At 36.6% G+C, this 12,580-nt stretch carries 11 protein-coding genes; 8 read left to right on the forward strand and 3 right to left on the reverse strand.

Annotation, left to right across the window (positions count from 1 at the left end):
* Positions 1-5: 5 nt before the first annotated feature.
* The 3 genes from R0K30_RS08095 (at position 6) to R0K30_RS08105 (ending at position 2,402) form a co-directional block, all read left to right on the forward strand.
* A complete protein-coding gene (locus R0K30_RS08095; RefSeq protein ID WP_099727978.1) occupies positions 6-263 on the forward strand; it encodes an HPr family phosphocarrier protein in 258 nt (85 codons plus the stop codon).
* A 39-nt stretch (positions 264-302) separates the two neighbouring features.
* Positions 303-1,055, forward strand: coding sequence for an arylamine N-acetyltransferase family protein (locus R0K30_RS08100; RefSeq protein WP_410609990.1), 753 nt, complete (start codon positions 303-305; stop codon positions 1,053-1,055).
* A 474-nt stretch (positions 1,056-1,529) separates the two neighbouring features.
* Complete coding sequence (locus R0K30_RS08105) at positions 1,530-2,402, forward strand: MurR/RpiR family transcriptional regulator (RefSeq protein ID WP_410609992.1); 873 nt, start codon at positions 1,530-1,532, stop codon at positions 2,400-2,402.
* Positions 2,403-2,491: 89 nt separating this feature from the next.
* Here the strand turns inward: R0K30_RS08105 and R0K30_RS08110 are convergent, their stop codons facing one another.
* Positions 2,492-3,418 (reverse strand): LysR family transcriptional regulator, encoded by a 927-nt coding sequence (locus tag R0K30_RS08110; RefSeq protein WP_410609994.1) that lies wholly within the window; start codon positions 3,416-3,418, stop codon positions 2,492-2,494.
* Positions 3,419-3,632: 214 nt separating this feature from the next.
* Here R0K30_RS08110 and R0K30_RS08115 point away from each other — a divergent pair, with 214 nt between their 5' ends.
* The 5 genes from R0K30_RS08115 (at position 3,633) to R0K30_RS08135 (ending at position 9,981) form a co-directional block, all read left to right on the forward strand.
* Complete coding sequence (locus R0K30_RS08115; protein ID WP_410609996.1) at positions 3,633-4,910, forward strand: SLC13 family permease; 1,278 nt, start codon at positions 3,633-3,635, stop codon at positions 4,908-4,910.
* A 30-nt stretch (positions 4,911-4,940) separates the two neighbouring features.
* The gene (locus R0K30_RS08120; protein ID WP_410609998.1) at positions 4,941-5,957 is read left to right on the forward strand and encodes a C-terminal binding protein; all 1,017 of its coding nucleotides are present in this window, start codon (positions 4,941-4,943) and stop codon (positions 5,955-5,957) included.
* A 12-nt stretch (positions 5,958-5,969) separates the two neighbouring features.
* The gene (locus R0K30_RS08125; RefSeq protein WP_410610000.1) at positions 5,970-6,647 is read left to right on the forward strand and encodes an RraA family protein; all 678 of its coding nucleotides are present in this window, start codon (positions 5,970-5,972) and stop codon (positions 6,645-6,647) included.
* A 762-nt stretch (positions 6,648-7,409) separates the two neighbouring features.
* Positions 7,410-8,720: an aminotransferase class V-fold PLP-dependent enzyme gene (locus tag R0K30_RS08130; RefSeq protein ID WP_410610002.1), complete on the forward strand. Its 1,311-nt coding sequence runs from the start codon at positions 7,410-7,412 to the stop codon at positions 8,718-8,720.
* Between the two features lie 19 nt (positions 8,721-8,739).
* The gene (locus tag R0K30_RS08135; protein ID WP_410610004.1) at positions 8,740-9,981 is read left to right on the forward strand and encodes a dicarboxylate/amino acid:cation symporter; all 1,242 of its coding nucleotides are present in this window, start codon (positions 8,740-8,742) and stop codon (positions 9,979-9,981) included.
* A 222-nt stretch (positions 9,982-10,203) separates the two neighbouring features.
* Here the strand turns inward: R0K30_RS08135 and R0K30_RS08140 are convergent, their stop codons facing one another.
* On the reverse strand, positions 10,204-10,692 hold the full coding sequence (locus tag R0K30_RS08140; RefSeq protein WP_099727976.1) for a ribonuclease: 489 nt from the start codon (positions 10,690-10,692) through the stop codon (positions 10,204-10,206).
* Positions 10,693-11,069: 377 nt separating this feature from the next.
* Positions 11,070-12,047 carry a 2-hydroxyacid dehydrogenase gene (locus tag R0K30_RS08145; protein WP_410610007.1) on the reverse strand — a complete coding sequence of 326 codons (978 nt, stop codon included), beginning with the start codon at positions 12,045-12,047 and terminating at the stop codon, positions 11,070-11,072.
* Positions 12,048-12,580 lie beyond the last annotated feature (533 nt).

The following is a 12,580-nucleotide window of genomic DNA, read 5'->3' on the forward strand; positions in this document are numbered from 1 at the left end:
ATCATATGGTGGAAAAAACGGTCACAATCCAGCTGAAAACAGGTTTACAGGCACGTCCAGCTGCTTTATTCGTACAAGAAGCCAATCGCTTTGGTGCGGATATTTTTCTAGAGAAAGATGGGAAAAAGGTCAATGCGAAGAGCATTATGGGTCTCATGAGTCTTGCGATCAGCTCTGGGATCACTGTCAAACTGATTGCAGATGGTGCGGATGAACAGGAAGCCATTGATGCGTTAACGGATTTTATCAATCAAGAAAACTGAGTCTCTTCACAGGCTCAGTTTTTTTAGGAGGGAATGTGGATGATTCAATCAGCCTTTTTACAGAAGATCGGATACGAAGGTCAGTCCATCACCTTTGATCACTTGCCTGCTTTATTAAAAAAGATGGCGTATACTTTTCCATTCGAAAACAGATCTGTGCTGAATAAACAATCCTATGACTTGAATCAAGAAGGGTTGAAGCAGCATCTTCTTGAAGGAAAGAGAGGGGGTCTTTGTTATGACCTCAATCCTCTCTTATATTATGTGTTAAAACAGGCAGGACTCGCTGTACAGCTCGTTCAAGGGACAGTGTATAACAAGGAAGCGGGCGCATGGGCAATTGATGGCACGCACGTAGCCATAGTCCTGAAACATCACAACAAACGCTTTCTCATTGATGCAGGCTTCGGAGTCAATTTACCTCTTCAGCCTGTACCCTTTACAGGTGAATGGGTAGAAGCACCGTCTATTCGTTTTCGCGTCAAAGCAGAGGAAACCGAAAAAGGGACACACCTGCTCCAATTAGACAGAGGAGAAGGTGCTGAAACAGGCTATGCTTATACATTAAAAGAAGTCAACGAGCACACTCTGGTCCAAATGAGGCAGGAGATTTATGAAAATGAAGCATCCCCTTTTAACAAAAGACCGCTTGCTTCAAAGCTGACGCTGACAGGGCGTGTTGTCGTCACTGGGGAACATGTGACCATATATGAATATGAAGAGGTATCAAAAAAGCCGCTTCCGCAACCTTTTGAGACATACGTACAAGCCCATATTGCGCCTACATCATAGAAAAGACAGCCCATTAGATCGGCTGTCTCCATGTGTAGACAAACCCTCGTATTGGCTGTCAGTCCTGTGCTCCGGTACTCACGAATGTTAAATTTGCTCCCCATGAGTAGACCTTCCTTTCTAAGCTTCAAGGGTTTTAAAACAATCAAAATACCCTAGTAGCATTGATCAGGGTATTTTGTGATAGCATAACCTTATTTATTTTTTTGATCAGGAGCAATTTGGGCTACTACGAATCAAATAATGGGGGAAATATAATAGCTTGCCTGGCTGAATCGCCATACCAAATCCCTTTTAATGCGTATGACTCACTACTCATCATTGCTACAAAAATATTTGTATTTACATAAAAAGCTATCTATCGCCCCTTGCTTTATCATTGAATTGAGAACTTCATATGAAAATACTTTGTGCTTTTAATCATTCTATTCCCTTAATATAATGAACCAATAGAAGAACATGGAGGTATATCAAATGGATTTATCGCAAAAGTCCTTGAAAACAATGATAAGTAACTCTAAACTAACCAAAAAGGAAGAAGAAATAGCAGAATACATTTTAAATAATTTAAGAGAAGCATGTCTTGTAACTTCAATAGAACTAGCTCATAGATTAAAAGTGAGTAATGCTACGATTATTCGATTTCCGAAAAAGTTAGGCTTTTCTGGATATAGTGAATTTCAAAAATATCTTAGAGAACAGTACTATGAAGGAAGCCTAGCAATATCTGATGATGTCACCGTCCCTTCTGAAAGATTAAAATTAAGTTATGATAAAGTGATACAATCTGATTTACTGGATGACAACTTAAAAATCCTTGAAAAAAATATATATTCTATATCAGAGAAAAATTCATCTGCAGAGTTTAACAAGGCAATCAAATATATCATTGATGCTAGAAGAGTTTATATTTTAGGGAGTAGAGCTAGAACTGGTTTAACAGAGATAATGGGAGTTTTCCTAAATCAGATTATTGATAATGTCGTTATTAATAGTCATCACTCGTTTACCCCGTTTGATACGTTAGCTTCATGTAGTAAGGATGATTGTGTCCTTATTTTTTCATTCCCAAGATACTCTGATGTAGACTTTGCAGCAGCCAAAATGGCAAAAGAAATCAATGCAAAAGTTGTCATTATTACTGATAAAGCCACAGCACCTATAGCACATTTTGCTGACGTCTTACTTTTAGTCTCAGTGGATAGTAATGCATTCTTCAATTCTTACACTCCTGTCTTATTCTTAGCTGAGTTAATTTGTACACATGTAAGTCGAGCGACAGTTACTCGTAGTGAGGAAAAATTAGAAAGAATTAATAAACATATTAGCCAGTTTGGTATGTATTAATAAAAAAGGACATCAGAAAGCCGAAATAACAATGACCTTCTGATGTCCTACTATATATAACTACTAGTTAGTATATAAATTATAAAAATTTAATTTTGATAATAATCCTTGAGAATTTCAATAAATAAATGAGCATAATTTGTAATATAAGTGTTTTTTTTATAAACAACCGCTAATGGCCAGATGAGATCTGGATCATTTAATGAAAAGAGAGTAATGTTTTCTGGGGGTTGTGCCTTTTTTATACCCGCTTCAGGAATAAATGTGAATCCCATTCCAGCAGATACTAAATTAATAGCTGTAGTTAAATTTTCAGTTTCTAATATCTTTTTTGGATCTAAATGACGTTTACTAAAGTAGTGTAAAATGGCAGAGGTTAAATTTTGGCCTGCTTTTGTCATAATAAAGAGTTCATTTTCCAATTCGGTAATGTCAATTGAAGGGTATTCGTTAGAATGATCCTGAGTACGACTTGATTGTTTTACCAATGGGTGGTTTTTATTTCCTGCAAACAATATCTGTTCCTGCATAATAGTATCATAGGTTAGTTTTGAAAAATCCATATTAGTTGGCAGATTCATAACAGCAAAATCCAGTTTCTCTGTGAGCAATTCAGACACAAGGAAATTAGACTTACCTTCTGTAATACATACCTCAATATTGGGATACTTGTCTATAAAGGATGGTAGGATATCTGGTAAAAGGCAGGATCCTCTCCATAATGCCAGTCCAATTCGAATTTTTCCTCGTTCATTATTTTGTATCTCTGAAAACTCTTTTTGCAGCTGTTTATCCAAAGTAATAATTTGCATGATATATGTATAGTAACGTTCCCCTGTATAAGTCAGCTTTAGTGGGGAACTATTATGATCAAACAATTCCACCCCCAGATTCATTTCTAATCTTTTTAGATATTTACTGAGAGATGGTTGTGAGATGTAAAGTCGTTTTGCAGCCTTAGATAATCCTCCCTCTTCTACAATAGCCAAAAAATATTCATAGTTTTTAAAAAACATCATGATCCCACCCGTATAATATAGCCAAAAGTCTATATCAACTATAGAACTATTCTCATCACAATTCAAGCAGTTGCTGGTATAAAATAAAAACAAGTCAGTAAATTAAATCAACTCAAAATGTAAGCGTATTCTATTTTGTGAGGAAATTTGAATGTTGTTTTTAATTTTCTGTACGGATTTAAATCTGCAGTAGAACTAAGAGGAGGGAATTATGAATATTGAAGCTATCATTACACTAGTAATCCTAGTCATAATGGTTTTCTTCTTTGTAACAGAGAAGATACCGTTGGCAGTAGTATCAGTAACTGGAGCTTTAGCTCTTGCTTCACTAGGGATTATTGATAAGTCAGATGTCTTTAATTCCATGGGAGGGTCAACGATAGTTTTGTTGGCAGCCATGATGATTTTAGGGTCTGCTCTATTCCATACTGGAATAGCTGAAAAATTAAGTATTGGAATTACTAAATTAACAGGAAAATCAGAAAATGGAATTATGGTAGCCACCATTTTGGTTGCATTGTTACTTTCATCCATCGCAAGTGGTCTTGGAGTAGTGGCAATGATGCTCCCTATTGTAATGGCAATGAGCATGAATGCAAAAATATCTGTTTCAAGACAGTTAATCCCTCTTGCATTTGCTTCTAGTATCGGTTCCAATCTGACTCTAGCCGGTGCTGCAAGTAATGTAAGTACAGCCGGGCTAATTCAAAATATGGGAATTCCGTTTTTAACTTTCTTTGAGATTGGTAAAGTAGGTTTACCTTTATGTATTCTTTTCTTGATTTATTTTCTTACGATTGGAAAGAAGATGCTGACTAAAGGTGACTCTTCTGACCCAGAATATATAAAAAAATTCACTCGGAAAAGGAATGAGAATAGCAAGTTTAGTCCTGTCAAGGCAACAATAGCTTGTGTCATCCTAGTCGCAGTGTTAGTCGCCATGGCCATTGATAGTGACAGTTTTCCAATGTATTTCGTGGCAGCGGTCGGTGCAGCATTACTTATCTTGACTGGTTGCATGACTGAGAAAGAATCAATAAAAGCAATCGATTGGCCAACTTTGTTTATTGTGGGTGGAATGAGTGCTGTATCGAAGGCAATGACAGATAGTGGTGCAGGTGCCATGATTGCCGATGGTGTAGTCAGTATTTTAGGGGATCACCCAAATAAACTTGTTTTCTTATTCCTTGTTCTACTATTAACAATTCTTCTAACTAACATGATGATGAATACATCGACAGTACTTCTAGTTACACCTCTATTTATCCCGATAGCTATAACACTGGGTGTAAATCCAGTCGCAGTGGGAGTAGCCATTTGTGTAGCTGCTTCTGCACCTTTTCTAACACCTGTAGGATCAGGTACTAATACATTAATTATTAAACCCGGAAATCTTACATTTAGAGATTTCTTCGTGCCAGGCATTGGACTTACTGCTGTTGTGTTAATAGGTTCTATGGTGATTATTCCGATTTTCTGGCCATTGTAATGCCAAAATAATTTGGAGGTTTCAATTAATATGAAAAAAGCTATTGTCATTGATAAAGACTATGGAAGTGTGACTGCCGAAGATTTAGTTGTACTACAAAAAAGATTTGCAAATGCTGGTATTGAACTAGAATTAGCACATTTTCATTCCGAGGATGAGATTATTGCAGGATGTCAAGATGCTGAGGCAATTTTAGGGACGGGTAATCCTCCGATGACAAAAAAAGTTTTATCAGCACTGCCCAACCTGAAAATTATTCAAAGGTTTGGTATAGGTGTTAATTCTATTAATCTATCAGCTGCAACAAAAGCTGATACAGTTGCATTATATATGCCTGGGTTCTGTGTAGAAGAGCTGGCAGCGCATGCTGCATCACTAATTCTTGGTCTGATTCGGAATACAGCCTATTATGACCGTCAAATTAGAAATGGAAATTGGCCAAAGGCCAAGTATTATGCCCCCAAGTCTATATCAGAGATTACTCTTGGGCTTTATGGGTTTGGCGGCTCCGCAAAACCTTTGTATGAAATTTTTAGAAAAGGCTTTCATTCAAGAGTCATAACTTGCGATCCATTTGTACCCGAATCAGTTAGAGAACAGTTTGATGTTGAATTCGTTGACTTTGATACGATGTTAAATGAGTCTGATGTCATTTCTATCCATGCCCCGCTTAATAATGAGACAAGACACATATTCAACCGCGAAGCATTCAAGAAAATGAAGAATGATGCAATGATTGTAAACATTGCACGCGGCCCTTTAATTGATGAAGAGGCTTTAATAATAGCTTTGCAAGAAGGCGAAATTCGTTTTGCAGGATTAGATGTATTTGAAAGTGAGCCATTGGATGGAGAATCTCCTCTTCGAAAAATGGATAATGTCATCCTTACTTGTCACAGTGCATTTTACGGAGAAGGTTCTAAAAAAACACAACTAAACTTGGCCTTTGAACTTGTTAATCAAGCATTAAATGAAAAAAAGATACAGAAGAAGTTTATTGCAAACAAAGATATTTGTAATGTAAATACTGAATTTATTTTTGGATAGGAGACTGAAACAATGAAAAATGCAGGATGTGTAATAGTAAGTGAAATTAATAGGCCAGATATCGAATTAGTGAACTTATTTAAAGGGTTGCCAGTAGCAAATATTGATGATTGTATGAATCGAATTGGGGCTATTGATCCGCAAATTTTTCCTATGAATAAAAAAACGTTATTAGGTATTGCTTTTACAGTAAAGGTCCCAGAAGGCGATAATCTAATGTTTCATAAAGCTATGGATATGGCCCAACCTGGCGACGTTATTATGATTGATGCCGGTGGGGATACAAATAGAGCTATATTTGGTGAATTAATGATTTCATATTGTCAATCAAGAGGTATCGCTGGTGTTGTTATTGATGGAAGTGTAAGAGATGCAGAGGCACTTGGAGAAATGAATATACCTGTTTATGCAAAAGGTATTACTCCAAATGGCCCTTATAAAAATGGTCCCGGTGAAATCAATACACCAATTTCCATAGGTGGAAAGGTTGTTTGTCCTGGAGATATCATTGTTGGTGATCAAGATGGTGTTGTTGTTATTCAACCTGAATATGCTAGAGAATTAGCAGAACAGACAAGTAATGTAAGTGAGAAAGAAACCTCCATCATGGAAAAAATACTAGAAGAAGGAATCTATGATCGCCCTTGGGTTGATGAAAAATTAAAGGAAATTGGGTGTGAATATAAATAAATTTTAGATTTTAAATAACTAGAAAAATTTATATGAAACTGAATGTACCCTATGTTGTCAGATGTCTATTTTAAACTACTTGAATCTTAGGGGCTGTTTCATTAGACATCTACTGACCGGCTAGAACTACAAGCCGGTCTTTTTAATTCAGCATTCTAAGTAGTAAAGGAAGATTTAATATTTAGCAATATCCTAATTGTGGGTAAATTCCTCTGATAAACTGTTCATGTGTTACGGCGTACTATAGTGAAAAAGGCAATCTCAATCAAAGCTCTATTTGTTATGTCCTTTCATTTATCATTTTCTAAGCTCAGCTCTTAATTTTCATAATATTTTTAAAAAATATTATGAAAATTAAAAGGCGTATGATAAAATCATAATGAAATAAATTCTTCATATTTTTTAAAAAAAGAAGAAATGAAAACGCTTACTATTATGGAGGGATATGTAATTATGATTGATGTCAAATTTACAAACTGATATAAGAGAAGATCGATTTGTTATTAAACCAAATACAAAAAGAAAGAATCTGTCATTCGATATTAGTTAATTTTTTATGATTGTAAAGATCAAACATGACTTAAAAGGTAAATCAATTGCTGTGGATGAGATGTTTACTCTAAAGAAGCGTGTCATGTTTTTTTACAAAATAACTGACAGACGAATTACCTTTGATAATATTAACGACGAAGAAATTAATTCAATATAAAATATTTATGAACACAAAGAAAACATTTTGGTGTTTGTAGAGGAGGAAAAATTTTGAATGATAATAAAAATGGGAAATTAATGGATCGGCATCTATTAAAGGAATTACGTGAAAAATTTTCGTTTCTTTCCTTCGATCCAGACTATGGAGAAAGACTATTTTTTGAAAATTCAGGTGGCTCTTTAAGGTTAAAGGAAGCTATTAAAGTGAAAGAAAAAATTGATTTGTTACCTGATTGTCCGGAAAGATATCATCAAAGAGCAACAGATTTGAATGACATTATGGACAAATGTAAGAATGATGTATTGAATGTAATGTTCGGATCAAAATCCGGTTCTTTAATAACGGATCTAACAGCATCTCAAACAATGTTTAAAATGGTTTCAACTATTATTGAAAATGTTGAGGGAACTAATGCAGTCACTACTAATATTGAACATCCTTCTGCTTACGATTCATTAGAATTTTACTGTAAAAAGAACAATAAAGAATTTAGAGTTGCTAAGGCAAATGTAAATACAGGGTTTGTTGATCCAGCATCTATTGCTGATAAAATTGACGAGAATACGATTTTGTTAAGCGTTATTGCTTCTAGTAATATTTCAGGAAATATAATGGATCTTGAGGGAATTATAAAAGCCGCCAGAGAGATAAAACCAGATTTATATATCATTGTGGATGCTGTCCAGCATATGCCTCATGGAACCCTTGATGTGGAAAAACTCGGTATAGATGGAGCAAATTTTGCACCATATAAGTTTATGGCATCAAGAGGTATTGGATTTGCTTATGTTTCAGAAAGATTATCGAAACTTCCGCATCAAAAACTAATAGCAAAGGATGACAGTGTATGGGAACTTGGTTCACCAACACCTTCCCTTTTTGCATCCGTGTCAGCTGTTATCGATTATGTATGCTGGCTGGGTTCATACGACAGTATTGGAGAATTGTCTAGAAGAGATATGTATCTAAAGGGTATGAAAAAAATAGTTCTACATGAAAGAGCACTACTGCATAGACTGCTTGAAGGCAGTGATAAGATCGAAGGATTGAGATACATGGATAACGTAAAAGTTTTTGCAGATTATCCAGATTTAACGAAAAGAGATCTCATTGTTGCGATTGGAATTCAGGGAAGAGATGATGAACAACTTAGAAAGGATTATCAAGATCGAGGAGTTACTGTATATGAAAGAGTGAATACTAGTGTTTATTCAAAACGTATACTTGAAGCCATTGGCTTAACAGGTGCTATAAGAGTTTCGCCTTTCCATTGTCATACAGAAAATGATATCGATCATTTTTTATGTGTCACAAAAGAATTATCTGCCACTACTACCACTAAGAGATTAGCAAATTCATAAAATAGGGGGATAACGATTAATGAAGAAATTAGGTCTCGGTACAAAAGTATTTATTGGGTTTGTCATCGGTATAGTACTAGGTTTAATTTTTAAAGAAAAAATATTAATCATTAAACCTATTGGGGATATATTCTTAACACTTATTAAAATGATTGTTGTTCCGCTTATTTTTTTCTCCATAACTTCTGGAATCTTTAGTATTGGTGATGTTCAAAAATTAAAGAGAATCGGAACAAAAACTTTAATCTATTATATTGGAACGACTTTAATAGCAGGTGGAATAGGTCTTTTGATTGCACATTTATTTAAACCAGGAAATGGAATAGAGATTGATAGTATAAAGACATCGTCTGAATATAAAGCTGCAAATATTCCTACGTTTGGAGAGACAATATTAGGGCTATTTCCATCAAATCCTGTTCAGGCTCTAGCAGAAGGAAATCTCATACAAATTATCATCTTTTCCTTGTTCTTGGGGATATCCATCGTTTTAATAGGAAACAAATCTGTAACCCTTAGAAAATTTTTTGAAGAGGGTACAGAGGTAATGTATAAATTGACAGGAATCATCATGGCATTTTCACCTATAGGTGTAGCTGCATTAATGGCTTGTACCATTGGGGAATACGGCTTGAAAATATTTGGACCTTTGGGCAAATTTATTTTAGTTGATTATATAGGTTTGATTTCTGTAATCATTTTGATGTACTTGTTTATGTTAAAATTCATAGCTAAAATTCCATTATCAAAGTTCTTTAAGTCAATCGGTAAGATTTGGGTAGTGACTGCGAGTACGACAAGTAGTTCGGGAACTTTACCTGTTACTATCTCTGTGACGAAAGAAGACTTTAAGGTAAAAGAGGAACTAGCGCAATTCACACTTCCTATTGGAGCAACTATGAACATGAATGGTGCCGTTGTTTATTACTCTGCTGCCATCATATTTGTATCCCAAATATATGGGATTGACATGCCAATTAGTCAGCAATTATTAGTGATATTAATGACAACTTTAATATCAGTTGGATCGCCCGGTATTCCTGGAGGTGGTATCGTTATGACAATTATGCTGTTAACTACATTAGGACTTCCTATGGAAATAGTTGGGGTGATTGCTGGGATATATAGAATAATCGATATGGGACACACCTCACTTAACGTTACAGGTGACGTAGTAAGTACACTATGTATTGCACGTAGTGAAAATATGATTGAAGATGAACAAATAAACATGAATAAAATAAACGATATAAAATATTAAAATCTAACACAAAGGATATAATGGCTATCTAATTGATCAAGATCAATGATTGTTGAAAGATATGAAACGGTTTAAATAGCATTCCTGAAGTTTACATGACAACTGACATTCCCATATATCTATATTTCGTATTTAAAAATTCGCTTCCATCGCCTTTTGAAACAAACCCTCATTTTGCCAACATCATAGAAAAGACAGCCTATAAAAGCGGGCTGTCTCAGATTAACGAATACGTGTAAATGTCGCATAGTGGTCCGTTGTTTTGTAGATGAGCCAGTCACTTGAATACACGAGGCGGTCAGCATTACGGAAGCCGGAGACGTAGTTGATATCTGCCTCACGCCATGTTCGGCCGCTGGCTGAAGGAAGACGTCCCTCCCGGTTAGAGAAAACATCTCCACCGATGCTTTTGCCTGGCGCAACCTCCGCTAGATTTCCCTTCGATGCAACCCATCCAAGAGCACTTGCTTGTGATTTTGTGATGTAATTATCAGGTAGTCGTTTGTAGCGAATTAAATAATCTGCTACCCCATCAAATGTATTAATGACGGCAAGGGTACGCAAATCTGATGCAAGTTGAATGGAAGCAGGTTCATTCGTGGCTGTTGGTGTAAGAGGTGTTGCTGCTTGAGCTTGCTGCGGGATAAATCCAGAAAACAGAATAGCAGCGATCAGAGCGAACATAGTAAAAATCGAACTTATTTTTTTCATCTTCATCCTCCTATAAAGGAAATCGGATGCTGTCCTCTTGTTGCTTGTCTATCCATATTATAGCACCCGAATATGAAGGAAATGTAAAGAATCAGAACCTTTGCTAAAATGAGTCTTTTCTCCCGAGTCCATTCTTAGGTAATAAATAAAAAGACGCAGCTCCCTGCGCCTTTCAGCGTGTAGACAAACCCTCGCATTCTGTGTCAGTCCTGCGTGCCGGTGCTCACGAATGTCAAATTCGCTCTGCTCCGGTACTCGTCCTTCCTAGACTGCAAAGGTTTTCTATCACGCTGAAAAGAAGACAAAGGGCTAAAATAAAGATCATTTTAGCCCTTTGTCAACAGTCTAAAAGACGCAGTTCCCTGCGCCTTTTTCCATTAAGTTGTGGCAAGCTCCTTCACAACATCAACAGGGGCCTTGCCATCAATTCCGTGAATCACATTATGAATGGCTCGTTTTAGCATGAGATCTCTTGTTGTTTCAGTAGCGGAACCGATGTGAGGGGCAAGAGTAACCTGGTTCATCTCTTTGAATGGATGATCTTCCTGGAGCGGTTCTTGCTCATACACATCAAGACCTGCCCCTTTGATCCATCCCTCCTGAAGCGCTTGAATCAGACTTTGCTCATCCACTGTTTTTCCGCGGGAGATGTTCACGAATAAAGCTGTCTGCTTCATTAACTTAAATTCTCGTTCCCCCATCATATGATACGTTTCTTCGGTTAGCGGTGTGATCAAGACAATGATATCGGCTTGCTTCAGCAGGTCATCAAGTGCGCAATACACAGCGCCATACGCCAATTCAGCCTTTTCATTCCGGCTCCGGTTATGATAGAGGACGTTCATATCAAAACCAAGTGCTGCCCGTTTGGCTACTTGCTCCCCGATACGGCCCATGCCAATAATGCCGAGCGTTTGATGATGAACATCAATGCCAAATATATCTTCTTCCTGTACAAATTTCGTCCATTTCCCCTCGCGGATAAAACGATCAAGCTCGGTGATTCTTCTCGCCGAGGAGAGAATGAGCGAAAAGGCGAGATCAGCGACGGTATGATCAAGTGTATGAGGAGTGTGCGTGCCGATCACCCCTCTTTGTTTCATGGCTTCTATATCAAAGTTGTCATAGCCGACCGAGTTATTGCTCACCACCTTGAGTTTTGGTGAGTGATCTAATAGCTCCTGATCGATTTTCGTTCCAGACGTCAAAAGGCCATCAGCATGTTGCAGCTTCTCAAACAAAATATCTCTTGGAATGGGGTCCTTTGATTGCCACACCTCGTATGTACAATGTTCCTTTAGTATTTTCTCAAAAGAGGCAGGTAAGGGTTTGGCGACAAAAATATGTGGTGTCACAGTCAACTCGCTCCTTTCACATCGTCATCTTGCTCCTTTTATTATAAAGCAACCATTTCGGTATCACACGTTTGAATATGAGTTGTTCAATATTTAATATACTGAAATAACGGTGAAGGAGAGACATTTTCTTAGTGAACAAGTATATTCATAAGCCATCTGATGCATTTTTAAAACATAAAAAATAAGCTATTGGTAGATGTGTCATGGGAAACTATCAGATTTTTTGAGAGATTATCTGACAAACTGGAAAATAGATCGAGACTTTTTGATAGAAAATTTATTATATTTGAAATGTATTAAACGGGACGTCCATTTTCTACTAAACCATTTCATCGTCTTTTGATGAACTGAGAACAATAGATTGAAAGAGCAGGCCGCATATCCCTTACGCTGAAGCGGTACAAAGATCAAAATAGAGAAAATGCTTACATTTTTTCTCATCGTTTTCTCATTTTTTTCTTTTTTTTCTATCATTTTTCTTCTCTATGCTTGAGAGCACACGAGAGAAAAGGGGGACAGGCAAGGCGTTA

This window comes from Bacillus sp. SIMBA_154 (assembly GCF_046536015.1).
GTDB lineage: Bacteria > Bacillota > Bacilli > Bacillales > Bacillaceae > Bacillus > Bacillus pumilus_P.

Bases quoted from the DNA above. Each gene is read 5' to 3' on its own strand.
- R0K30_RS08095 (WP_099727978.1), top strand. From the start codon at position 6: ATGGTGGAAAAAACGGTCACAATCCAGCTGAAAACAGGTTTACAGGCA.
- R0K30_RS08125 (WP_410610000.1), top strand. From the start codon at position 5,970: ATGAAAAATGCAGGATGTGTAATAGTAAGTGAAATTAATAGGCCAGAT.
- R0K30_RS08115 (WP_410609996.1), top strand. From the start codon at position 3,633: ATGAATATTGAAGCTATCATTACACTAGTAATCCTAGTCATAATGGTT.
- R0K30_RS08105 (WP_410609992.1), top strand. From the start codon at position 1,530: ATGGATTTATCGCAAAAGTCCTTGAAAACAATGATAAGTAACTCTAAA.
- R0K30_RS08100 (WP_410609990.1), top strand. From the start codon at position 303: ATGATTCAATCAGCCTTTTTACAGAAGATCGGATACGAAGGTCAGTCC.
- R0K30_RS08110 (WP_410609994.1), bottom strand. From the start codon at position 3,418: ATGTTTTTTAAAAACTATGAATATTTTTTGGCTATTGTAGAAGAGGGA.
- R0K30_RS08120 (WP_410609998.1), top strand. From the start codon at position 4,941: ATGAAAAAAGCTATTGTCATTGATAAAGACTATGGAAGTGTGACTGCC.
- R0K30_RS08140 (WP_099727976.1), bottom strand. From the start codon at position 10,692: ATGAAAAAAATAAGTTCGATTTTTACTATGTTCGCTCTGATCGCTGCT.
- R0K30_RS08135 (WP_410610004.1), top strand. From the start codon at position 8,740: ATGAAGAAATTAGGTCTCGGTACAAAAGTATTTATTGGGTTTGTCATC.